This is a genomic window from Pseudomonas sp. (assembly GCF_035277045.1).
Classification (GTDB): Bacteria; Pseudomonadota; Gammaproteobacteria; order Pseudomonadales; family Pseudomonadaceae; genus Aquipseudomonas.
Genome location: NZ_DATELE010000106.1, coordinates 1 through 21,911, shown reverse-complemented (window position 1 = coordinate 21,911; position 21,911 = coordinate 1). Strand labels below are relative to the sequence as shown.

Genomic DNA, 21,911 nt, shown 5'->3' with positions numbered 1-21,911 from the left:
CGTGAGTCGATGAAGGAACAGGCGCACTTTGCCGAGGCATCGGTGGCCGCCGCGCAGAAGACCTACGACATTGCCACCGTCGCCTATCAGCGCGGGCTCACCGACTACCTCAACGTGCTCAACGCGCAGACCCTGCTGTTTCGCCAGCAGCAGGTCCGGCAGCAGGTCCAGGCCGCGCGCCTGAGTGCCCATGCCGAGCTGGTCACGGCCCTTGGCGGCGGGCTGCGGGCGGGCAGCGATGTGCCCAGCGATGACCAGCAGCTCGCGCCTGAAACCCCGGCCACGCTGGCGATCTTCGACACGCCAGGGCCCCGGCCATGACCGCGCTGGGCCTGACCGGGCGCTGGCTGGCCCGCCTTGAGTGGCGCCGCGGCTTTTTCGCCTGGGCGCGTACCGATGGGGTCACCTGGGTGTACATCTTCAAGGTGCTGGCGGCCGCGTTCATCACCCTGTGGCTGGCCATGCGCCTGGAGCTGCCGCAGCCGCGCACGGCGATGATCACCGTGTTCATCGTCATGCAGCCGCAGAGCGGGCAGGTGTTCGCCAAGAGCTTCTACCGGGTGCTCGGCACCTTGGCGGGCTCTTCGATGATGGTCGCGCTGATCGCGCTGTTTCCGCAGAACACCGAGCTGTTCCTGCCCAGCCTGGCGCTGTGGGTCGGCCTGTGCTCGGCCGGGGCCATGCGCTACCGCACCTTCCGCGCCTATGGTTTTGTGCTGGCGGGCTACACGGCGGCGATGATCGGCCTGCCGGTGCTGGAGCATCCGCAGGAGGCCTTCATGGCGGCGGTGTGGCGCGGGCTGGAGATCTCCCTTGGGATTCTGGTGTCGACCCTGGTCAGTGCCGCGATCCTGCCCCAGTCGGCCAGCGCCGCGATGCGCAATGCGCTGTACCAGCGCTTCGGGGTGTTCGCCGGCTTCGTCGTCGAGGCCCTGCGCGGCGACAGCCAGCGCGACCGCTTCGAGAGCAGCAACGTGCGTTTCATCGCCGAGGCGGTGGGCATTGAAAGCCTGCGCAACGTCACCGCCTTCGAAGACCCGCACATGCGCCGGCGCAACGGGCGGCTGGTGCGCATGAACAGCGAGTTCATGGCCATTACCACCCGCTTCAACGCGCTGCACCAGCTGCTCGAACGCTTGCGCGTGCGCGGCCCGCTGCAGATCGTCAGCGCCATCGAGCCGGGTCTCAAGACCCTCGATGAACTCCTCGAACCCTATGTGGGCCGCGCCCTCACCGAGCGCGACGCCCTGCGCCTGACGCTTGAGCTGGCCGCCTACAAGGACGGCCTGCCGGCGCAGGTCCGGGGCCTGCGTGCCGCGTTTGTCGAGACCGCACCGAGAGAATCGGACCTGCTGGACTTCCACACCGCCTACGAACTGCTCTACCGCTTTGTCGACGACCTGCACAGCTACGCCCAGACCCATGCCTCGCTGTCGGCGCACAGGCACGCTCGCGAGCAGTGGGACGAGCCCTACGTGGCGCAGACCAGCTGGCTGGTGTCGCTGGCGGCGGGGGTGCGCTCGGCGGCGGTACTGTTGCTGCTGGGCAGCTACTGGATCATCAGCGACTGGCCGAGCGGGGCGATGATGACCTTGATCGCCACGGTCACCGTCGGCCTGTCGGCGGCCTCGCCCAACCCCAGGCGCATGTCGTTCCAGATGGCCTGCGGGACCCTGCTCGGCGCCTTCATCGGCTTCTTCGAGACCTTTTTCGTCTTCCCCTGGATCGACGGTTTCCCGCTGCTGTGCATGGTGCTGGCGCCGGTGTTCGTGCTTGGCGCGTTCCTCTCCTCGCGTCCGGCCTATGCCGGCTATGGCGTGGGGCTGCTGGTGTTTTTCGCCATTGGCTCAGTGCCGAACAACCTGACGGTCTACGACCCCTACAGCTTCATCAATGATTACATCGGCATGGTCCTGGGCATGCTGGTCTGCGCCGCCGCAGGGGCGATCATTTTGCCGCCCAACAGCCGCTGGCTATGGAGCCGGCTGGAGCGCAACCTGCGCGAACAGGTGCTGTTCGCCATCAGCGGACGGCTGCGCGGGCTGGGTTCGGCCTTTGAAAGCCGCACCCGCGACCTGCTGCACCAGGCCTATGGCCTCGCTGCCGGCCAGCCGCACGTGCAGAGCAGCCTGCTGCGCTGGATGTTCGTGGTGCTGGAGGTCGGCCACGCGATCATCGAGCTGCGCAAGGAGCAGGCGCAGCTGCCGGTGCACCCGTGCTACGCCGAGTCGCAGCCCTGGCGCCAGGCGATCCGCGTGATGGGCCGGGCCCTGGCGCGGCTGTTCCTGCAGCCCAGCGTCAGCAACCACGAACGCGCGCTGGTGGCGGTGGACCACGCCATCAGCCGCGTGCAGGCCACGGACGAGCCTTTTGCGCGGCACTTCGACACCTCGGCCCTGCGCCGGGTGCAGAGCTACCTGCACTTCATCCGCACCTCGCTGCTCGACCCACAGTCGCCGCTGGCCGCCCTGGCCCCGGCGCAAGGACTGCCCCATGCCCCGTGAAATCGCCTTCCATGGCGTGTACATGCCGACCATGACCCTGCTGTTCCTGCTCGCCGCAGGGCTTGCCTGGGGGCTGGATCGCTTTATCGCCAGCCACGACGGCTACCGCTTCTTCTGGCACCCGGCGCTGTTGCGCCTGAGCCTGTTCGTCTGCCTCTTTGGCGCCATGGCGCTGTCTGTCTACCGGTGAGTCCCACGTCGATGAAAAAGTTTTTCAGCCTGATCGCCACCTTGCTCGTGCTGGCCGCCGCCGTGGTGATCGGCCGGCAGTTGTGGCTGCACTACATGACCACCCCCTGGACCCGCGACGGCCGGGTGCGCGCCGACATCATCAATGTGGCCGCCGACGTGCCGGGCTATGTGGTCGATGTGCCGGTGCATGACAACCAGCGGGTAAAGAAGGGCGACCTGCTGATCCAGATCGACCCCGAGCATTACCAGATCGCCGTGCGCCAGGCCCAGGCGCTGGTCGCCTCGCGCAAGTCCACTTGGGAGATGCGCAAGGTCAACGCCAGCCGCCGCGCCGACATGGACAACCTGGTCATCTCGCGGGAAAGCCGCGAAGACGCCAGCAACATCGCCAGCGCCTCGCTCGCCGACTACCAGCAAGCCCAGGCCCAGCTCGCCGCGGCCGAGCTCGACCTGGCGCGCACCCGCATTCTTGCCACCGTCGATGGCTACGTGACCAACCTCAACGTGCACAAAGGCGATTACGCCCGCACCGGTGAAGCGAAGATGGCCGTGGTCGACGAGCATTCATTCTGGGTCTACGGGTTTTTCGAAGAGACCAAGCTGCCCCATGTGAATGTCGGCGATCCCGCCGACTTGCAGATGATGAGTGGCGAGCGCCTGCAAGGCCATGTCGAGAGCATCGCCCGCGGCATCTACGACCGCGACAACCCGCAAAGCCGCGAGCTCATCGCCGACGTCAACCCGACCTTCAACTGGGTGCGGTTGGCCCAGCGCGTGCCCGTGCGAATTCATATCGACCAGGTGCCGGAAGGGTACCTGCTGGCGGCGGGGATGACGTGTACGGTGGTGGTCACGCCGCCTGTGTCCCGCTGACCGGCCTGACTCACAACCAGTGCCAGCCCGCATCCACAGGTTTACCTATGGCACGGCCCCACCAAAACCGCGCACTGCACGCGATCAATGACCTTCACACTGATCGACGGATCCAGCAACCGCCCCAGCCGCGACAGGTGCCGGTGCCCCATGACGATCAGCTCGCAGCCCAGGGCCTCGGCCTGGCTGACGATGGCATCCACCGGGTCGGCGGCGACCAGTTTGCCTTCGCAGGTGAACCCGCTCTCGCGCAGGGCCGTCACGGCCTTGAGCATGGCGGCGTCGCCCAGCCGCTGCTCCTCGCAGGCGGCGGGATACTCTTCTTCCTCGTCCTGGCGGATCGGCGCAAGGTGGTCGTGCACGGCAAAGGTCGAATCGATGGCCAACAGCACATGCAGGTGGTGCTGGCCGGGCTGGCAGTAACGCCGGGCAAGGTCGAGCAGGCCGCTGCTGGCAGGGGAGGCGTCGATGGCGATCAGGACGTGGCTGGGCATGCGGTCTCCGTGGGCTCAGGGTCAATCCGGCATTCTTGTGCATGCGCAGCCCACCGATAAATGGCCTGCCATGCACTCTGTAGTTGTGCCGGGCGCAAACTGGGCAAGCTGGTAAGATTCGCCGATCACCTCCCGCACATGGAAAACCCGGCAATGCAGCTCCCGGACATGAACCTTCTGGTCGCCCTCGATGCCTTGCTCGACGAGGGCAGCGTGGTGGGCGCCGCGCAGCGCATGAACCTTAGCCCGGCGGCCATGAGCCGCACCTTGGGGCGGATCCGCGATGCCATGGGCGACCCGATCCTGGTGCGCGCGGGACGCGGGCTGGTGCCAACGCCACGGGCGCTGGCCCTGCGCGAGCAGGTGCGGGCACTGGTCGAGCAGGCCGGGCAGGTGTTTCGCAATGGCCCCGAGGTGGACCTTGGCGAGCTCGACCGAGCGTTCAACATTCGCACCAACGACCTGTTCATCGCGCTCTACGGCGCGCAGCTGCTGCGCATGATGCACGAGCAGGCGCCGCGCACGGTGCTGCGCTTCGTCCCCGAAAGCGGTGGCGATGACGACGACGCCGTGCTGCGCGATGGCCGCACCGACCTGCTCATCAGCTCGACCATCGACCTGGGCCCGGAAATAAAAGTGCAGAGCCTGTTCACCACCGTCTACGTCGGCCTGGCCCGGCGCGACCATCCGATCTTCGACGATGAGATCACACCGCAGCGTTTCGCCGCCTACCCGCAGATCAGCGTGTCCCGGCGCGGACGCGCCGATGGACCGATCGATGTCGAGCTGGCCAACTACAAGGTCCAGCGGCGGGTCGCGCTGATTACCCCAAGCTTTCACTCGGCGATGTTCTCGCTGCCCGACTCCGACCTGCTGCTGCCGATGCCTGCCAATATTCTCAACAGCGTGGCCAAGCTTGGCCTGCCGCTGCGTTCGTTCCAGATCCCGCTGCCGATGGAGCGGGTGACGGTGATGCAGGCCTGGCACCCGCGCTATCACAACGACCCGGCGCACCGCTGGCTGCGGCAGACGCTGAAGGCCTGCTGCAGCATCGATCCCTAGACTGGATTGCGTTTAACGCAACAGTAAGCTGCCAATATGTCAGTTTTAATCAGCATTCAAGGTTCTTAGACTTCCCCCGGTAAATTTGTTGCCGGAGATTTCAACCCATGAGTTCGCTGACCGCGCCCACCGCTGCGCTCGCTGCAGCCCCCGTGGCCAGCCCGCCCGTGCAGGCGGCTTTTGGCCTGCGCGTGGTGATCGGGCTGTTCGGCGTGTTGCTGGCGGTGCTTTGCGCGGGCCTCAACGAGACCGTCACCAAGGTCTCGCTGGCCGATATCCGCGGCGCCATGGGCATCGGTGCCGACGAGGGCGCCTGGCTGCTCGCGGTGTATTCCGCCGCCTCGGTGTCGGCGATGGCGTTCTCGCCCTGGCTGGCGACCACCTTCTCGCTGCGCCGCTACACCCTCTGCGCGATCGGCGCCTTCGCCGTGCTCGGGGTGATCCAGCCCTACGCACCGGACCTGCACAGCCTGATGCTGCTGCGCGTATTGCAGGGCCTGGCCTCTGGTGCCATGCCGCCGATGCTGATGAGCGTCGCGCTGCGCTTTCTGCCTCCAGGCATCAAGGTCTACGGGCTGGCCTGCTATGCCCTGACCGCCACCTTCGGTCCCAACCTGGGCACCCCGCTGGCCGGGCTGTGGACCGAATATGTCGGCTGGCAGTGGGCGTTCTGGCAGATCGTCATCCCGTCCATGCTGGCCCTGTTCTGTGTCGGCTGGGGCCTGCCCCAGGACCCGCTGCGCCTGGAGCGCTTCACGCAGTTCGACTGGCGCGGCGTGCTGCTCGGCCTGCCGGCGATCAGCTCGCTGGTGATCGGCCTGAGCCTGGGCGACCGCTGGGGCTGGTTCGACTCGCCACTGATCTGCTGGCTGCTCGGCGGCGGCGCGTTGCTGCTGGTGTTGTTCCTCTATAACGAATGGTCCGAGCCGCTGCCGTTCTTCCAGCTGCGCATGCTGGGCCGGCGCAACCTGAGTTTTGCCCTGGTGACACTGGCCGGCGTGCTGATCGTGCTGTCCGGGATCAGCAGCATTCCTTCGGCGTACCTCGCGCAGATCCAGGGTTACCGCCCTGCGCAGACCAGCCCGCTGATGATGCTGGTCGCCATGCCGCAACTGCTGGCGCTGCCGCTGGTGGCGGCGTTGTGCAACCTGCGCGTGGTGGACTGCCGCTGGGTGCTGGCCACGGGTCTTGGCATGCTGGCCTTGAGCTGCCTGGGCAGCAGCCAGATCACCTCGGCCTGGATACGTGACGACTTCTACACCCTGTACCTGCTCCAGGTGTTCGGCCAGCCGATGGCCGTGCTGCCGCTGCTGATGTTGTCCACCAATGGCATGAGCCCGCAGGACGGGCCGTTCGCCTCGTCCTGGTTCAACACGGTCAAGGGCCTGGCGGCGGTGATCGCGGCGGGGCTGCTGGACGGGCTGGGTACCTTGCGCCGGCATTTCCATTCCAACCACCTGGTGGACAGCCTGGGCAACGCGCCGCTGGTCGATGACCGCGCGCCGGGCCTGGCGCACCGTATCCATGAACAAGCCGTGGTGCTGACCTCGGCCGACCTTTACCTGGTCATGGCGATGATCGCCGTGGCCCTGATCTGCCTGATTCCCTTCGTGCCTACCCGGGTCTATCCACCGCGCGCGGTGGCCTGAGCCCTGGATGAATCCGAGACTGCTGAGAAATGACCAACAACCGTAAAACCCTCCTGATCGGCTCGGTGCTCGCCGTGGCCGTGCTGGCCGGCCTGTTCGGCCCTTGGCTGCTGGGCAGCGACCACGAGCAGCGCACCAACGACGCCTATGTGATCGCCGACTACACCGTGGTCGCGCCCAAGGTCGCAGGCTTCATCAAGGACGTACTGGTGCAGGACAACCAGCAGGTCAAGGCCCGCCAGTTGCTGGCGCTGATCGACGAGCGCGACTACCAGGCCGCCCTTGATGCCGCCCAGGCGCAGCTGCTGGTGGCCAAGGCGCAGAGCGACGACGCCCGCGCCACCCTCGACCGCCAAGGCTCGATGATCGCCCAGGCTCAGGCCGCGGTCAGCGCCGCCCAGGCCGAGATGGCCTTCGCCAACCAGGAAACCGCTCGCTACAGCCGCCTCGCCGAACAGGGCGCCGGCACCGTGCAGAACGCCCAGCAGGCGCGCAGCCGCGTTGACCAGGCCAAGGCGCGCCTGGCCAACGCCCAGGCGGCGTTGCTGGCGGCACGCAAGCAGGTCGATATCCTCAACGCCCAGGTGGCCAGCGCCGATGGCCAGCTCAAACGTGCCGAAGCGGGCGTCGAGCGGGCCAATCTGGACCTGTCCTACACGCGCATCGTCGCCCCGGTCGATGGCATGGTCGGCGAGCGTGCGCTGCGCGTCGGTGCCTACGTCAACCCGGGCGCGCGTCTGCTGTCGGTGGTGCCGCTGAACCAGGCCTATGTGGTCGGCAATTTCCAGGAAACCCAGCTGACCCATGTGCAGCCGGGCCAGCCGGTGAACATCAGCGTCGATACCTTCTCGGGTGAAATCCTGCGCGGCCATGTCGAAAGCATCGCCCCCGCCACCGGCGTGACCTTCGCCGCGGTCAAGCCTGACAACGCCACCGGCAACTTCACCAAGGTGGTGCAGCGCATCCCGGTGAAGATCGTCTTCGACGCCGGCCAGCCACTGCTTGACCGCCTGCGCGTCGGCATGTCGGTGGAAGCGACCATCGATACCCATGGCGACACGCTGGCTGGCAAAGAGGTGAGCGCGCGATGAAAGCCGCATTACGCCTGAGCCCCTTGCTGTTTGCCCTGGGCCTGGCCGGTTGCACCCTGGGCCCGGATTTCCAGCGCCCCGACAGCCAGGCACCGGCTGACTGGGCCGCGCTGCAAGGGCAGGCCGCTCCCAGCCAGCCCGCCGCCGAGCCACTGGAAATGCGCTGGTGGGAGAACTTCCACGACGCCAGGCTCAGCGCCCTGATCGACCGCGTCGCCGCCCGCAACCTCGACCTGCGGATCGCCAGCGCGCGCCTGCTGCAAAGCCGCGCCCTGCGCAGCAGCATCTCCGCCGACGAAACACCCTCGGTGGGCCTGGACGCGGGTTACAACCGCGCCCGCAACAGCGCTGAAGGGCTGAGCGATCCGTCGGGCAACAGCGGCAAGTCGGCCTTCAACCTGTGGCAGGGTGACCTCACCGCCAGCTGGGAACTCGACCTCTGGGGCCGCGTGCGGCGCCAGGTCGAGGCCGCCGACGCCTCGGTGCAGGTTGCCGAGAACGATCGGCGTGGCGTGCTGCTGGCGCTGCTCTCCGAAACCGCCGGTGACTATATCCAGCTGCGCGCGGTGCAACGCACCTTGCAGGTGACCCACGACAACCTGGAGGTGGCGAAGCACGGCTTGAAACTGTCGCAACAGCGCCAGGCCGAAGGCGTCGCCACCCGCCTGGACGTGGCCCAGGCCAGTGCCCAGGTCGCTTCGATCGAAGCGCGCCTGCCGACCCTCGACGCGCGCCAGGCTGATCTGATCAACGCCCTCAGCCTGCTCGCCGCCGAACCGCCACGCAGCCTTCAGGCCGAGTTGCTGCAACCGGGCGAGCTGCCCGCGCCGCAGCAACGCTTCGCCATCGGCGTGCCGTCGGAGCTCGCCGAGCGCCGCCCGGACATTCGCCAGGCCGAGGCGCAACTGCACGCCAGCACCGCCAGCATCGGCGTGGCCAAAGCCGATTTCTACCCAAGCATCCGGCTGTCCGGCAACGTCGGTTTCCAGGCATTGCAGCTCAGTGATTTCGGCGGCTGGGACTCGCGCCGGTTCGGCATCGGCCCGCAGCTGAGCCTGCCGATCTTCGAGGGCGGGCGTCTGAAAGGGGTTCTGCAGTTGCGTGAAGCCCAGCAGCAGGAAGCTGCCCTGCATTACCAGCAGGTGGTGCTGCATGCCTGGCACGAAATCGATGATGTGCTGCGCTTGTACAACGCCAGCCAGCTGCGCCGCGACCGCCTGGCCGAAGCCGTGCGGCAGAACCGCATCGCCCTGGAGACTGCCCAGCGCCAGTACGTGGAAGGCGCGGTGGATTTCCTCAACGTACTCAGCGTGCAAGGCGCGCTGCTGGCCAGCGAAGAGCAGTGGATCGACAGCTCGGCGGCCGTGTCGCAGGCGCTGGTAGGGTTGTACAAGGCCCTCGGTGGAGGGTGGCAGGCGTTTGATGCCTGATGGATCGGCGGTGCGGCCCCAGTCACCAAGGCGACAGAAAAAACCGATTCGTTTACAACGGCCGCAACAACCCGAACCGCTTCTTCAACACCGTGTCCAGCAACCGCTGCGGCAGCAGTCGTGCCAGCAGCGGCAACGCGGTGCTGCCGTTGCCGATGCGCACCAACCCGGGCACCGGGGTCTTGCGCGTCGCCGCCAACACCCCTTGCGCAAACACCGCCGCCGGCGTCGGCCGGTCCTGTGACGCCCGTGCCCGGGCGCGTACCTGCTCGCGCAGCGGCCACCACGGCGAATCCGCCGCCAGCACTTCATCCGCCTGGCGCTGGGCGTTGCTCGCAAACTGCGAGGCGATCGCGCCGGGCTGCACTTCCATCACGCTGATAGAAAACGGCGCCAGCTCCAGCCGCAGGGCATCACTCAACGCATGCACCGCCGCCTTCGAGGCGCAATACGCACCGGCGAACGGTGTCACCAGCACGCCCGAGACACTGCCGATGTTCACCACCAGGCCTTGCGAGCGCCGCAGCAACGGGAACAGCGCGCGGGTCACGCCGACCAGGGCGAACACATTGGTCTCGAACTGCTGGCGCATGGCGTCGACGCCACCGTCCAGCAAAGGTCCCATGGCGCCGTAGCCGGCGTTGTTGATGAGCATATCCAGCCCGCCGAGACGGTCTTGCAGTTCCTCGGCCAGTGCCTGCAGCGCAGAGGCGTCATTCACATCCAGCTGCCGGGCGCTGAAGCCCGCGGCGGCCAGGATGTCGACATCGGCAGGCTTGCGCGCCGTTGCCCAGACTTCATGGCCTGCATCTCGGAACGCATCGGCCAGGGCGCGGCCGATGCCGCTGGAACAACCAGTGATCAGAACGGTGGGCATGCGAGGGGATCCTTCATAGGTCAATCGGCGGAGAGTAGACGACGGGCGGACTCACCGCCTGGCGCAAGGCCGGTCCTGCCCATGACAGGCCGTTGGGCGCGTCGTCGTCAGTTTGCGAAGCTGCCTTGCAGGTGCTCGGCGCGAAATTCCAGTGTCTGCGGACGGTAGCCCGAGCGTAGCGGCGGCAGCGGGAGGCAGTCGCTCCAATCGGCGTCTGGCTGCAGTTCGCCAGGGCCGCGGTAACGGGGCGCGCTGTAGGTATTTTCAGCGAGGTTGACGGTGTCCCCCGGCGCATAGGCCGCCACCCGCCAGCGCAAGGATTGTAGCGGGACGTTGTTGCCGTTCTTCATGCGCACTTGCAGGGCGCGGTCGGCGGGGCACTGGTCGGGGGCGTAGACCAGGCGCAGGTCCAGGCGTGCCAGCTGCGTGGCTTCGCGGTTGTCCTGCCAGACCACCCACAGCGCGACCAGGCCAAGGCCGAGCACGGCTGACAGGGAAATGGGCAGGGCCTTGGCCGGGTAGCGCAGAAGCAGCACCAGCCAGGTGAGGATGAGCAGGGCACCGATGAGCATGAAGACAGACCTTGTTGGCGCGGGGTCAGGTCATCGTAGCGGGAAATGGGGTTGGGCTCAAAAAAGCAGGGGCCGCTGCGCGGCCCATCGCGGGACAAGCCCGCGATGGGGGCGACGCGGTTACTGCGCGATGGTCTTCACCGAAACCCCACGCTCGATCGGCGTGGAACTGCGGCCATACACATCCTCGAACCGCTCGATATCATCCTCGCCCAGGTAGCTGCCGGACTGCACTTCGATGATCTCCAGCGAGATCTTGCCCGGATTGCGCAGACGGTGGATCGAGGCGATCGGGATATAGGTCGACTGGTTCTCGGTCAGCAGAAACACGTTCTCGTCACAGGTTACCTCGGCGGTGCCGGACACCACGATCCAGTGCTCGGCACGGTGGTGGTGCATCTGCAGCGACAGGCTGGCGCCAGGCTTGACGGTGATGTGCTTGACCTGGAAGCGCCCGCCCATGTCCACCGAGTCGTACGAGCCCCACGGGCGGTACACTTCGCAGTGGTTCTGGGTTTCGCTGCGGCCTTGCTCGTTGAGGGTGTTGACCATCTGCTTGACGCCCTGGACCTTGTCCTTGTGGGCAATCATCATCGCGTCCTTGGTCTCGACCACGACAATGTTCTCAAGGCCGATCACCGACACCAGCTTGCCATTGCCGTGGATCATGCAGTTGTGGCTGTCCTGCACCACCACGTCACCCTTGGTGACGTTGCCGTTGTCGTCCTTCTCGTGCACGTCCCACAGCGACGACCAGCAGCCGACATCGCTCCAGCCCGCCGACAGCGGCACCACGCAAGCGCGCTGGGTCTTTTCCATCACCGCGTAGTCGATGGAGTTGTCGGGGCAGCAGGCGAAGGTGGCTTCGTCGATGGCCACGCTGTCGTCGACCTCGGCGCTGCGCTCCAGGGTCAGCAGGCAGGTGTCGTAGATGTCCGGATCATGCTTTTTCAGCTCTTCGAGGAAGCGGCTGGCACGGAACAGGAACATGCCGCTGTTCCAGAAGTAGCCGCCGGCGCGGACAAACTCCGCGGCACGCTTCTCGTCGGGCTTCTCGACGAACTGGGCAACCCGGGCCACGCCTTCCGGCAGCAGGGCATCCTGGCTGGAGCGGATATAGCCATAGCCGGTCTCGGGCTTGGTCGCCGGCACGCCGAACAGCACCATCTCGCCGCGCTCGGCCGCCACGGTGGCCAGGGCCAGCGCGCGTTGCAGGGCTTTCTGGTCGTCGATCACGTGGTCGGCGGGCAGCACCAGCATCAGCTCGTCGCGGCCTTCATTGACCAGCTTCATCGCGGTCAGGGCCACCGCTGGCGCGGTGTTGCGCCCGAAGGGTTCCATCAGGATGCTCTGGGTCTCCAGCTTGAGGCTGCTCAGCTGCTCGTTGACGATGAACTTGTGGTCCTTGTTGCAGACCACGATAGGCGTGTCCATGCCTTCGAACACCAGGCGCTCCAGGGTTTGCTGGAACAGCGTGTGCTCGCCGGTCAGGGCCAGGAACTGCTTGGGGAACTGCTTGCGCGACAGAGGCCACAGACGGGAACCGCTACCACCAGAAAGAATTACCGGGATCATGTTGTTTCTCCAAAGGTTCGATAAGGGCAGAGGATCAGTTGGTGGACACTGGGCGGGTTACCCAGACCGGCGAGAGGCTGCTGCCGGAACCCGTGACGTACAGCACGGCAGCTTCGCCTCGCTCCAGAGCGACCGGCTTGAGGTCGCTCACTTTCTTGTCTCCTTGGTACAACGCCATGTTGACCTTGACCGGATTGATCTCACGCTCGCCACGGCCCTTGGCGGCCACCGGCTTGACCACTTCGGTCTTGCCGTCGGCGGTTTTCAGGGTCAGCGGCGCGTCGGTGAGGTTCTGCACCCGCACCAGGGCCTTCTGCTTGTTCTTGAACGGTGGTTCCTCGATCAGTTGCGGATTGCCGCTGCCGTTGTTGACCAGGGTGTAGTACTTGTCGGCGGCAAGCTTGACCGGCACGGTCTGGCTGCCGACCTTGGCGCTGTAGTCACCCTGTGGCATGAAGCTGAAATCGCTGCTGCCCTGTGCGCCCACCTGGCTGATCGAGGTGTTGCCCACGTTGGCTGCCACTGGCGTGCTGGTGGCGTTGTACAGGCGCACGAAGGACGAACCTTTCGGCGCGCTCGGGCCATACAGCGCGGCATCGGCGCCAGCGAACGCCTGCAGCGAGAGCACGCTGAGGCCAGCGGCGAGGGTCAGGGCTTTGGCGATGGAAGTCTTGGTGGTCATGTGCGTTTTCCTCTTCAGTGGTCCGTCCGATTGGACGACAGAGCCAGGTTTTCTTCGGATTTACGGGAGTTTTTCAGCTGCGCGATCCACTGCGGATCGAATGCGCTGAGGTCGTTTTTCATTGGCAGATAGCGTTCAGGAAACTCCCAGACCACGACCTGCGGGGCGTTGGTCTTGAAAGCATCGCTTTGCAGGTACTTGAGCATCGGCAGCAGGGGGCCATGGCCGTCTTCGGCGTAGTTGGCCACGTCGCTGCCCAGCGCCTGCTGCAGGGCGCCGAGGAAGTTCCAGTGCGGGTTGGCGCTGTAGCTGGTGCCCACCAGCGCCACCGGGATCTGGGCGTCGGCGAACAACGCGTCGCCGCCGTCACCCGGGCCATCGGCCGGGCGGGTGCTGCGTTGCTGCAGGGTGTCCGGGTCGGGCAGCAGGTTGCTGAACAGCGGGTCGAGCGGCAGGAAGTTGGTCAGGTCGCCCTTGTACGGCGCGCTCTTGCCGGTCTCGGTGACAAAGGCCTGGGGCTCGCCGCTGAGCAGACGCTGGCGGGTGACCGCCTGGGCCAGGGTCTGGGCCGCGACTTCGGCGCCCATCGGCGTCCAGTGGGTGTCGGTGCGCAGGAACACCTGGCCGTGGGCTTTGGCCGCCTGCATCGGCGCCAGCAGGTCCGGGGCGAACACGCCAGCCTGGCGGGCGTCGGCGTGGAAGCGGTTGTACAGGTCGTTGTGCAGGCTGGCGGGTGCCTCTGCGCCGATATGCTCGGCGTAAAGCCGTGCCTTGGCCGGAACGATCGCCAGCACCAGTTGCACGCCGTTGCGTTGCAAGGTGTCGCGCACGCCGCGGACCAGGGCGAGGTTGTCTGCCATCTGCTGGTCGGCGCCTGCCGTGGGCTTGAACTCCTCGTCCGAGAACAGCCACTCATCGCGGCCCAGCACCACCCCGGGGCGGCCTTCATTGAACAGCTTGAAGTCCAGCGCCGCCCACAGGTTGGTACCCAGGCGCTTGATCGGGAACTGCGCGTCGTAGTGGGTCTCGGCGGCCTTGGCCAGCTTGCCGTCGAGCACGCTCATCTGCGGCGTGCGCTGGAAGCTGCCCAGGCCGCCGAGCGACCACAGCCCCAGGGCCAGCAGCAGCGCCAGGAACAGCAGTGAGTAGAAGATGCGGAATGTCCGGGTCATGTCATCTGCCTCAGAACTGGAAGTACAGGAACGGCGAATAGCTCTGCGCCGATAGCTTGAGGATCGAAGCGGCGAACAGCACCAGCACCAGGGCGCGGGTCATCACGCGGGACCAGTCCATGCCCAGGCTGCCGTCGGCGTGCACCACCACCGGGGTTGCCTTCGGCGTTGGCTTGGCGTTGCGGTAGAAGTCGCGCAGGCCGAAGAAGGCGAGGGTGGCGTAGGCCACACCCAGGGTCGCGACCTGCAGGCCGGTGAGGTTGGCGCGGTTGAGTTCCGACAGTTCCCACTCGCCGAAGCTGAACATGGCGCCGTACATCCGTGCGGCCACATGCAGGTTTTCGGCGCGGAAGATCACCCAGCCGACAACCACCAGCAGGAAGGTGAAAGCCCACTTGACCGGGTTGAAGCGCTGCGGGTTGGTGTCCAGGCCCAGGGCCCGTTCGATCGCCAGCCACATGCCGTGCCAGGCGCCCCAGATGATGTAGGTGAAGTTGGCGCCATGCCACAGACCGCCCAGCAACATGGTCAGGAACAGGTTGCGGTAGGTGTTGAAGGTGCCTTTGCGGTTGCCGCCCAGGGTGATGTACAGGTAGTCGCGCAGCCAGGTCGACAGGCTGATGTGCCAGCGGCGCCAGAACTCGGTGATCGACTGGCTGATGTACGGCTGCTTGAAGTTCTCCATGAAGCGGAAGCCCATCATCAGGCCGAGGCCGATGGCCATGTCGCTGTAGCCGGAGAAGTCGAAGTACAGCTGCGCGGTATAGGCCAGCGCGCCCAGCCAGGCATCGCCGGTGGTCGGGTTCTGCAGGGCGAAGCAGTGGTCGGCGACCACCGCCAGGGTGTCGGCGATGAACACTTTCTTGATGAAGCCCTGCATGAAGCGCGTGCAGCCTTCGGAGAACTTGTCCAGCGTGTGGGTGCGGTGGTTGAACTGGTCGGCCAGGTCCTTGAAGCGCAGCACGGGGCCGGCGATCAGGTGCGGGAAGATCGCCACGAACGCCGCGAAGTCGATCAGGTTGCGGGTGGCCGGGGTGTCGCCGCGGTACACGTCGATGATGTAGCTGATCGACTCGAACACGTAGAACGAGATACCGATCGGCAGCAGCACGTGGGTCAGGATGAAGGGCTCCAGGCCCATCGAGGTCATGATCGCGTTGATGCTGTCGACGCCGAAGTTGGCGTACTTGAAGTAGCCCAGGATGCACAGGTCGACCGCCACGCCGAGCAGCAGCCAGCGCTGGGCCGGCTTGGTGCGGATGCCGGCGGCGCCCACCTTCAGGCCGATCCAGTAGTTCCACAGGGTGACCCCGGCGAACAGCGCCAGGAAGTCTATCCGCCACCAGGCGTAGAAGATGTAGCTGGCGAGCAGCAACAGCAGGTTGCGGTAGCGTTGCCCGCTCAGGTAGTACAGGCCGAGGAATATCGGCAAGAACAGGAACAGGAACACGTTCGACGAAAAGACCATCCCGGTTCTCCTAATTTTGTTGTGCATATCCGGGGCAGCAGCCCCCCAAACCCCCCGCTGTAATCCGGGGGAACTCAAAACCTTGAAGCTGGACGCGGTGTGTGGGAGCTGGCTTGCCAGCGAACGGGACACCACGGTGTCAGGTCCGACGCATTCGCTGGCAAGCCAGCTCCCACAGGTACCGCGTCGAATCCAGGTACAGGTACAGCGTTATTTCTTGTCTTCAGCCTGCGGGTCGTAGACCCGGGTCATGTCGCCACCCAGCCGGAAACTGTTGAACGGCTGCATGTGGTGCTTGCGCTCCACGGTGTCGTTGTTGCACGAGTACAAGCTGCACCACGGCTCCAGCCACACGTACTTGCTGTGGATCTTCAGGTCATGCATGTTCTGCTGCTCACCACTCTTGGCCTTGAACGCGCTTGAATCGCGCGAGCCGATCAGCACCTTCTCGCCCAGGCGCCGCAACGCGTTGTTGTTCTCGCCACGCAGGTCAACGCCGTTGGCCTGGGCAAAGCTTGCGATCATTGCCAGCGGCGGCAGCGCGTAGTTGTGATAGGCCAGGGCGCGTTTCTTGCGCTTGAGCTCGTTGGGCAGGAAGCCTTGCTCGTCGACCTGGTTGGCGCCGACCTTGTATTCCTTCACCGCCCAGTCGAACAGGTCGCGGCGGTCGGTGACCACGGCGGTGGCCATCACCGACCAGGCCGCCCAGTAGCTGTGGTTGTTGATCTTCTCCAGCGGCAGGTCGCTCCAGTCGCGAACGGTCTGCTCGGCCAGGCGCGCGAACCAGCGCTCGATGGCCTCGGCCTCGGCCTGGTGCGCGGCCAGCGGGTGGGCATTGGAGAACTTCAGCCGCAGCCATGACGAGCTCATGCTGCCCAAGGCCCATTTGCGCATCGACTTGCCGGTGTGGTTGTAATCGGTCGACATCAGCGCATCGGCACGCGCCCAGCTGCCCAGCCACGCCAGGGTGCAGTCGAGCTGCTCGGGTCGGCCGTCGCGCATGTACTGGCCGACCATCTTGGCCACGCCGCGCTCGAGCGTGGTGATGTCGGCGGTGGAGTCGCGGAAGGCTTTTTCCGACACTGTGTTCAACGTCGCGCGGGCCTTGTCCGAGCCTTCGTACTTGCTGCGGAACTGCAGCGAGCGGGTATAAGGCGTGGGCACCGCCTCGCACTTGAAGGTGTTTTCCCCGGTCTTGATCTTCTCGATCCCGGCGTAGTAACCCTGCGGCGGCACCAGGGCTGCCTGGGCGGCGCTGCCGAACAGGGCCAGGGTGAGCAATGCTGGACGGATCCTGCTAAGTGTCTTCATGTTCGCCTCACTGGCCGGCGCGCGCGGTGTGTTGCGCGCTGCTGGCGAAGTTGTTGCGTTTGCAGAGCTTGGCATCGACCTTCTGGGTACCGCTTTCTGGGCCCTGGACCTCGACCGCGAGCAGGGTCTGGCCCGCCCAGTCTTCGTCCTCGCGCAGCTGGAAGACAAAGCGCCCGTCGGTGTCGGAGGTTTCCGGCTTGTCGATCTTGATGTCCTCGTGGCGCCCGTTGAGGTACCAGAGGGTGGCTTGCAGGGTCTTGACCGAGGTGTCCTCGAAGCGGATGTCCATCTGCAGGTTGCGGTTGACCAGGTCCTTGATCACGCCGCCCTTGCCATTGACCATCAGTTCGTTCTTGCCCGGCTTGAGCGCGGTGCTGGCGCTCATCTGCGCGGGGCGGTCCTCGCAGCCGTTGTCGAGCAGGCCGAGCATCTGCCGCCAGATGGTTTCCTGGTCCAGGCGGTACAGCGGCGAGAATTCCCACACCAGGATCTTCGGCGGGTTGTTCTTGAATTCCTCGCTGCCCAGGTACTGGATCATCGCGCCTTCGAGACCGCCACCGGGGAAGGCGACGTTGAGCACGTCGGCCCCGATGTACTGCTGCAGGAAACCCGAGAAGTTGTAGTTCTTGCCGCTGTGGCTGGTGCCGACCAGGGTGATCTGCGGGTTGCCCGAGTCGCCGAACAGGTCGTCGCCACCGCTCTCGCCCTTGGGCTCGGTGCTGAACTGGTCCATGTACTGCACCGCGTAGCTGGTGTTGCACAGCTGGCCCGCGACGTTGTGCAGGGTACCGGTCTTGCCCATGCGGCCCGACTTGTGGCTTTCGAACTCGCGCTTGGGAATGTCGGCGAAGGCCGGCATCTTGTGCACGGTGTCGGCGACGATCTTCGCCGCGCGCTCGGCGCCGTACGGCGTCCAGTGCTGGTCACCGCGGAAGTAGAAGTCCTTGCCCTGGTCGGCGGCCGCCAGCTGCTCGTTGGTCAGCGGCGAGAGGTCGGGCACGTTGTAGCCCATCTTGCTGAAGCGCCCGAGCATGGCCTGGTAGTTGCGCAGCGCCTTCTGGTAGTCGAAGGCGGCCTTGTCCTCTGGCTTGAGCATGTTGCGGTTCACCAGGCCACGGGTCGGCTGGTAGACCACCACCAGCTCGATGCCACGGGCCTTGAAGGCATCGTGGATCTGCTGCAGGCGCTTGTAGCCGGCCGCTGTGGTGTTGAACTCGGTGCGCAGGTCTTCGCGGGTCCGGAACAGCCAGTCGCCCTGGGCCTGCACCAGCGTGGTGAAGTTCTGCTGGTAACGAGTGGTGTAGCGGCTGGCGTCGTGGGCTTCGGGGCATAGCTGGCAGCACGGCTCGGCGGTGAAGCTTGGCGCCTGCACGTCGGCGGCGCGCACGCCCTGGCTGATCGCCAGAAGGGCGGCGCTCAGGCCAAGCAGTTTGATCAGGTGTGGGGTCATGGTCTGGGCTTCCTCAATCCTGCATTTCGGTCTGGCGTTCGACCGGGTCGATCAGCACGGCTTTCTGCTGGCGGACCAGCAGGTCGAGAATCTCGTCCTGGCGCTCGCCCAGCACCCCGTTCAGGCTGATGCCGTTGGCCTTGCGCGGGGCCAGCATGGACACGCGATACAGCTCCACCGAGAGCGGCGAGTCGATCGACAGCGGGCCGCTGCCATTGGCCGCCAGCTCACCGCCGACCACCAGCAGCGACACCTTGGTGTCGAACGGGTCGAGGTCGATGTCGCGGTCGGTGTCGGACAAGTCCTTGATGTGCCCATACACGCCGACCAGGCCGTTGGCCATGGCAAGGTTCTCGTACAGGCGGATGTTCACGCTGTTGCGAATGCGGATCCCGTGGCGGCGGTTGCTGATCACCTTGTTGCCCCAGATCAGGTTGTCACCGCTTTCGTACACGGTGATGCCGTCGGTGTGGTTGCGGTAGATCTCGTTGTAGGCGATCAGGTTGTTGACGCTGTTACGGTCGATCACCACGCCCGAGAGCTTGTTGTCGAAGCTCTTGTTGTTGAAGATCCAGCTGTCGTTGACCTCGCGCGAGATGATGATCCCGTGCTTTTTCTTGGTGCCGAAAACGGTATTGCCTGTGATGACCAGACGGTGCGAACGGTCGTGCGGGTCGATGCCGTAGACGATGTTGTCGCGGTAGGTGCTGTCCTTGACCACGAAGTCGCTGGTCTCGTAGCAGTAGAAGCCGTACCACATGTCGCTGAACTCGGAGCCCAGGATCCAGCCGGTCGGCTCGGGACGGCCCATGCGCTTGGCCATGTTCGGGGTGTACTGCGAGATGCTCACGCCGTAGGACTTGCTCTTGGCGTAGCCGAAGCTGGCCATCTTGGTATTGACGATGTATGTCTCGGTGCCGCCCCACGACAGCAGGAACGGGCGGAAGGCGGTGGGCGAGCGGAAGGTCGCGGGACCGTTGGCCTTTTCGCGCCAGCCGGTGACCTTGGTGTCGGTGACGAACAGCTTGCCGTCGTTGACCATGAACGCGCCGCCTTCCTCGGACAGGCGCAGCTCCTTCACCTTGCCGTCGATTTCCAGCACGCCTTTCTGGCCGACCACGATCGGCAGGCGCGCCAGGAACACGCCAGGCTCGACTTCGTTGAGGTACTGCTTGGGCACCTGCCTGCTCAGCTGCGCCATGTCGACATGACCGTCATCGACGAAGATCGCCTGGGGGATGCCGTGCTGGCGCTGGACCCACTCGGCGGCCTTGTTGTCGCCACCGATGAATTCCTTGAGCGACTCTTCCTGGAGCATGCGGCGCACGCTGACCTTGCCCTTGTGGCGGCGGTCGATCTTCTTTTGCACGGCCTCGGCGGTGTAGCCGGTCAGGTCGGGCAGCTTGGGCGGGTCGAGCAGCAGCGGCTCGATCGGCGCGCTGCTGACGGTGTAGGTCTTGGCCTGCTGCAGTTCCTTGGCGACGGTCTTGGCCGGTTCGGCCAGGGCCATGCCACTGCTGGCGAGCAGCAGGGCAGTGGCCAGCAGGCCATGGCGCAGATTGGGGTGAAGGTTCATGTCATTGCACTCTTCAAGTCATTGCCAGCATCAGAAGCGCCAGATCACATCGACAAAGGCGCGGTGCATGTACGAGTCCGCTTCCTTGCCGTAGGCGTCGCCCGGCTTGAACACCCCGCCACGGAAGCGCACCAGCGCCGACGGTTCGTCGATCGACTGGCTCAGCGCGGCCGGCAGCAGGCCCTGCTTGAAGTACTTGGTCACGACCAGGTCCATTTCCTGGCCAAGGTCTTTCTCGCCACGCACCAGCGGGCGGTTGACCCCGCCGTCATCGACCACGGCATTGATACCGCTGCTGCCGATGTTCTGGTCGCCATCGACCCGCCAGAACTTGTGGTAGACCAGGCTTGCGTCGTAGTCGTCGCGCAGCTGCCAGGAGGTGAACAGCGTGGCGGCCTGCAGGTTGCCCAGCTCGCCGCGGAAGGCCTCGCCGAAGCGGTGCACGCGCGAGCGGGTGCCGGTGAAGTTGGAGCGGTTGCTCTCAAGGCCGGTCTGCTCGTAGTTGCCCGAGCCGTCGTCGCCACCGCCGCCGCTGCCGCGGGCATAGGCCGCGCCGACCTGCCAGTTGGGGTCCAGGCGCAGGCGGATGCCGAGGTCGGTGGCCCAGGCGTTGACGTCGCCGCTCTGCTTGCCGCTGGCGACCTGCTCGTTGCCCTCGGTGGTGCTGTTGAGGCTGTCGCGGTCGCCGGTCAGCCAGGTCAGGCTGCCCCAGTAGTTGACGGCATTCTGGTTGCGCCAGTTGTAGGCGTCGCTGTTGGCCTCGATGCCCAGCCAGGTGAGGTCGCCGGTACGGGTCTTGTCGAGACTGTCGACGGTCTCGCCGACGCTCTTGAACTTGCCGTCGTCATGGGTGTGATGAGCCCGCAGGCCTACCCAGTGGCCCGGTGTCCATTGCGTGGCGATATCGCCGTAGACGTGCAGGCGGTCCTTGTCTTCCGGGGCCAGCTCGGTGAGGTCGGTGCGGTACTCGCTGAAGCGCTCGGCCACGCCCAGGTTGGCGCGCAGCAAGGTGGTGTCGAAGGTCCAGTTGAGCGCTTCGATGTTGGTGTCGCGCCACATGCCGTCGTCGTTGCGCAGGCGCTGGCGGCCCAGGCGCAGTTCTTCGCCGGGGTAGGCGGTCAGGCCGCTGTAGCCGACCCAGAACTCGCGCAGGGCCAGGTAGCTCTTGTCCGGCTCGCGGCTGTCGTCACCGGTCTGCACTTCACTGCCGTCGTCGGACTGGCGCAGGGTGTCGGTCTCGATGATGTCGGTGGCGGCGACGGCCTGGCCCATGGCGAAGGCGCTCCAGTTGCCGCGCTCGCCATACACCCAGGGGCGCAGGTCCAGGCCGAGGCCCGCGACATCACCGCCGGAGCGGGTGCCCAGGTCGCGGTCGTCCTCGGACTGGCCGGTGATCTTCACGTCCAGGCCGAAGTTCTTCTCGGCGGTCATGTCGGCCAGGGTCGGGCACGACCACAGCAGGGCGAAGCTCAGGCCGATACCGGCCTTCATGAATGGATTGAGCGTCATAGGGCGTCCTCACCGTCGTCGTCTTCTTCTTGCAGCGCTTCGAGGGCCAGGGCATTGCCGCCCGGGACCATGGCGCCGCGCGCCTGTTTCTCCTGGGCGAGCAGGCGCTGGGCCTGGCTGCGCTGGTCAGGCGTGAGTTGCTGGTCAAGTTGTTGCAGCAGCTCGGCCGACTGCGGCGATGGGGTGGCCTGCGCCAATTGGGCGAAGACCCAGGCATTGCCGGGATTCTGGCGGATGCCATGGCCTTCGCTGTAGAGCTGGGCGAGGGCGTAGTCGGCGCTGAGCTGGCCACCGCGGGCGGCGCTGAGCAGGTGGTCGACGGCCTTCTGCGGCTCGACGCTGCCCAGGTAGCCACGGCGGTACAACTGGCCGAGGTAGTAATGGGCGCTGACCTCGCCGGCGTTGGCGGCGGCGAGCAGGTGCT

19 protein-coding genes and 1 pseudogene are annotated in these 21,911 nt (G+C 65.8%); 8 read left to right on the top strand and 12 right to left on the bottom strand.

The window, feature by feature from the left end; translation table 11 throughout:
* The 4 genes from VJS90_RS04375 to VJS90_RS04360 all read left to right on the top strand — a co-directional run.
* The coding region (locus tag VJS90_RS04375; RefSeq protein WP_324119426.1) for a TolC family protein at positions 1-321 on the top strand (321 nt) is incomplete at its 5' end.
* Positions 318-2,504: an FUSC family protein gene (locus VJS90_RS04370; protein WP_324119424.1), complete on the top strand. Its 2,187-nt coding sequence runs from the start codon at positions 318-320 to the stop codon at positions 2,502-2,504. The genes VJS90_RS04375 and VJS90_RS04370, both read left to right, overlap by 4 nt.
* On the top strand, positions 2,494-2,694 hold the full coding sequence (locus VJS90_RS04365) for a DUF1656 domain-containing protein (protein WP_324119422.1): 201 nt from the start codon (positions 2,494-2,496) through the stop codon (positions 2,692-2,694). The genes VJS90_RS04370 and VJS90_RS04365 overlap by 11 nt, the downstream gene beginning before the upstream one ends.
* A gap of 11 nt (positions 2,695-2,705) precedes the next feature.
* A complete protein-coding gene (locus VJS90_RS04360; protein WP_324119420.1) occupies positions 2,706-3,569 on the top strand; it encodes an HlyD family secretion protein in 864 nt (287 codons plus the stop codon).
* 41 nt (positions 3,570-3,610) lie between these two features.
* On the opposite strand, the gene VJS90_RS04355 is transcribed toward VJS90_RS04360, so the two are convergent.
* Entirely contained in the window at positions 3,611-4,063 is a 453-nt protein-coding gene (locus VJS90_RS04355; protein WP_324119418.1) for a universal stress protein, read from the bottom strand.
* Positions 4,064-4,216: 153 nt separating this feature from the next.
* Between VJS90_RS04355 and VJS90_RS04350 the strand changes: the two genes are divergently transcribed.
* From VJS90_RS04350 to VJS90_RS04335, 4 genes are all read left to right on the top strand, one after another.
* Positions 4,217-5,125: a LysR family transcriptional regulator gene (locus VJS90_RS04350; RefSeq protein WP_324119416.1), complete on the top strand. Its 909-nt coding sequence runs from the start codon at positions 4,217-4,219 to the stop codon at positions 5,123-5,125.
* Between the two features lie 107 nt (positions 5,126-5,232).
* The gene (locus VJS90_RS04345) at positions 5,233-6,774 is read left to right on the top strand and encodes an MFS transporter (protein WP_324119415.1); all 1,542 of its coding nucleotides are present in this window, start codon (positions 5,233-5,235) and stop codon (positions 6,772-6,774) included.
* A gap of 29 nt (positions 6,775-6,803) precedes the next feature.
* Positions 6,804-7,865, top strand: coding sequence for an HlyD family secretion protein (locus VJS90_RS04340; protein WP_324119414.1), 1,062 nt, complete (start codon positions 6,804-6,806; stop codon positions 7,863-7,865).
* Positions 7,862-9,295, top strand: coding sequence for an efflux transporter outer membrane subunit (locus VJS90_RS04335; RefSeq protein ID WP_324119413.1), 1,434 nt, complete (start codon positions 7,862-7,864; stop codon positions 9,293-9,295). Before VJS90_RS04340 ends, VJS90_RS04335 begins: the two co-directional genes overlap by 4 nt.
* Before the next feature lie 52 nt (positions 9,296-9,347).
* On the opposite strand, the gene VJS90_RS04330 is transcribed toward VJS90_RS04335, so the two are convergent.
* The 11 genes and pseudogenes from VJS90_RS04330 to VJS90_RS04280 all read right to left on the bottom strand — a co-directional run.
* Positions 9,348-10,172 (bottom strand): SDR family oxidoreductase, encoded by an 825-nt coding sequence (locus VJS90_RS04330; RefSeq protein ID WP_324119412.1) that lies wholly within the window; start codon positions 10,170-10,172, stop codon positions 9,348-9,350.
* 107 nt (positions 10,173-10,279) lie between these two features.
* The gene (locus VJS90_RS04325) at positions 10,280-10,744 is read right to left on the bottom strand and encodes a multidrug transporter (RefSeq protein ID WP_324119411.1); all 465 of its coding nucleotides are present in this window, start codon (positions 10,742-10,744) and stop codon (positions 10,280-10,282) included.
* 120 nt (positions 10,745-10,864) lie between these two features.
* Positions 10,865-12,319 carry a mannose-1-phosphate guanylyltransferase/mannose-6-phosphate isomerase gene (locus tag VJS90_RS04320; protein WP_324119410.1) on the bottom strand — a complete coding sequence of 485 codons (1,455 nt, stop codon included), beginning with the start codon at positions 12,317-12,319 and terminating at the stop codon, positions 10,865-10,867.
* Between the two features lie 34 nt (positions 12,320-12,353).
* Positions 12,354-13,001 carry an alginate O-acetyltransferase AlgF gene (locus VJS90_RS04315; RefSeq protein WP_324119409.1) on the bottom strand — a complete coding sequence of 216 codons (648 nt, stop codon included), beginning with the start codon at positions 12,999-13,001 and terminating at the stop codon, positions 12,354-12,356.
* 14 nt (positions 13,002-13,015) lie between these two features.
* Entirely contained in the window at positions 13,016-14,173 is a 1,158-nt protein-coding gene (locus VJS90_RS04310; RefSeq protein WP_324119408.1) for an alginate O-acetyltransferase, read from the bottom strand.
* A 10-nt stretch (positions 14,174-14,183) separates the two neighbouring features.
* The gene (locus tag VJS90_RS04305; RefSeq protein ID WP_324119407.1) at positions 14,184-15,641 is read right to left on the bottom strand and encodes an MBOAT family protein; all 1,458 of its coding nucleotides are present in this window, start codon (positions 15,639-15,641) and stop codon (positions 14,184-14,186) included.
* Positions 15,642-15,851: 210 nt separating this feature from the next.
* Entirely contained in the window at positions 15,852-16,952 is a 1,101-nt protein-coding gene (locus VJS90_RS04300; protein WP_324119406.1) for a mannuronate-specific alginate lyase, read from the bottom strand.
* Positions 16,953-16,959: 7 nt separating this feature from the next.
* Positions 16,960-18,402, bottom strand: coding sequence for an alginate O-acetyltransferase (locus tag VJS90_RS04295; RefSeq protein ID WP_324119405.1), 1,443 nt, complete (start codon positions 18,400-18,402; stop codon positions 16,960-16,962).
* A gap of 13 nt (positions 18,403-18,415) precedes the next feature.
* Complete coding sequence (gene algG, locus VJS90_RS04290; protein WP_324119404.1) at positions 18,416-19,978, bottom strand: mannuronan 5-epimerase AlgG; 1,563 nt, start codon at positions 19,976-19,978, stop codon at positions 18,416-18,418.
* Between the two features lie 30 nt (positions 19,979-20,008).
* Positions 20,009-21,487 carry an alginate export family protein gene (locus VJS90_RS04285; protein ID WP_324119403.1) on the bottom strand — a complete coding sequence of 493 codons (1,479 nt, stop codon included), beginning with the start codon at positions 21,485-21,487 and terminating at the stop codon, positions 20,009-20,011.
* Positions 21,484-21,911: pseudogene (locus VJS90_RS04280) on the bottom strand (alginate biosynthesis protein AlgK); the annotation flags it as partial. The gene VJS90_RS04285 and the pseudogene VJS90_RS04280, both read right to left, overlap by 4 nt.

What these genes read in the sequence shown, in the direction of transcription:
- VJS90_RS04340 (WP_324119414.1), top strand. Translation starts at nt 6,804, where the DNA reads ATGACCAACAACCGTAAAACCCTCCTGATCGGCTCGGTGCTCGCCGTG.
- VJS90_RS04330 (WP_324119412.1), bottom strand. Translation starts at nt 10,172, where the DNA reads ATGCCCACCGTTCTGATCACTGGTTGTTCCAGCGGCATCGGCCGCGCC.
- VJS90_RS04355 (WP_324119418.1), bottom strand. Translation starts at nt 4,063, where the DNA reads ATGCCCAGCCACGTCCTGATCGCCATCGACGCCTCCCCTGCCAGCAGC.
- VJS90_RS04325 (WP_324119411.1), bottom strand. Translation starts at nt 10,744, where the DNA reads ATGCTCATCGGTGCCCTGCTCATCCTCACCTGGCTGGTGCTGCTTCTG.
- VJS90_RS04360 (WP_324119420.1), top strand. Translation starts at nt 2,706, where the DNA reads ATGAAAAAGTTTTTCAGCCTGATCGCCACCTTGCTCGTGCTGGCCGCC.
- VJS90_RS04300 (WP_324119406.1), bottom strand. Translation starts at nt 16,952, where the DNA reads ATGAAGACACTTAGCAGGATCCGTCCAGCATTGCTCACCCTGGCCCTG.
- algG (WP_324119404.1), bottom strand. Translation starts at nt 19,978, where the DNA reads ATGAACCTTCACCCCAATCTGCGCCATGGCCTGCTGGCCACTGCCCTG.
- VJS90_RS04285 (WP_324119403.1), bottom strand. Translation starts at nt 21,487, where the DNA reads ATGACGCTCAATCCATTCATGAAGGCCGGTATCGGCCTGAGCTTCGCC.
- VJS90_RS04350 (WP_324119416.1), top strand. Translation starts at nt 4,217, where the DNA reads ATGCAGCTCCCGGACATGAACCTTCTGGTCGCCCTCGATGCCTTGCTC.
- VJS90_RS04295 (WP_324119405.1), bottom strand. Translation starts at nt 18,402, where the DNA reads ATGACCCCACACCTGATCAAACTGCTTGGCCTGAGCGCCGCCCTTCTG.
- VJS90_RS04345 (WP_324119415.1), top strand. Translation starts at nt 5,233, where the DNA reads ATGAGTTCGCTGACCGCGCCCACCGCTGCGCTCGCTGCAGCCCCCGTG.
- VJS90_RS04305 (WP_324119407.1), bottom strand. Translation starts at nt 15,641, where the DNA reads ATGGTCTTTTCGTCGAACGTGTTCCTGTTCCTGTTCTTGCCGATATTC.
- VJS90_RS04320 (WP_324119410.1), bottom strand. Translation starts at nt 12,319, where the DNA reads ATGATCCCGGTAATTCTTTCTGGTGGTAGCGGTTCCCGTCTGTGGCCT.
- VJS90_RS04365 (WP_324119422.1), top strand. Translation starts at nt 2,494, where the DNA reads ATGCCCCGTGAAATCGCCTTCCATGGCGTGTACATGCCGACCATGACC.
- VJS90_RS04315 (WP_324119409.1), bottom strand. Translation starts at nt 13,001, where the DNA reads ATGACCACCAAGACTTCCATCGCCAAAGCCCTGACCCTCGCCGCTGGC.
- VJS90_RS04335 (WP_324119413.1), top strand. Translation starts at nt 7,862, where the DNA reads ATGAAAGCCGCATTACGCCTGAGCCCCTTGCTGTTTGCCCTGGGCCTG.
- VJS90_RS04310 (WP_324119408.1), bottom strand. Translation starts at nt 14,173, where the DNA reads ATGACCCGGACATTCCGCATCTTCTACTCACTGCTGTTCCTGGCGCTG.
- VJS90_RS04370 (WP_324119424.1), top strand. Translation starts at nt 318, where the DNA reads ATGACCGCGCTGGGCCTGACCGGGCGCTGGCTGGCCCGCCTTGAGTGG.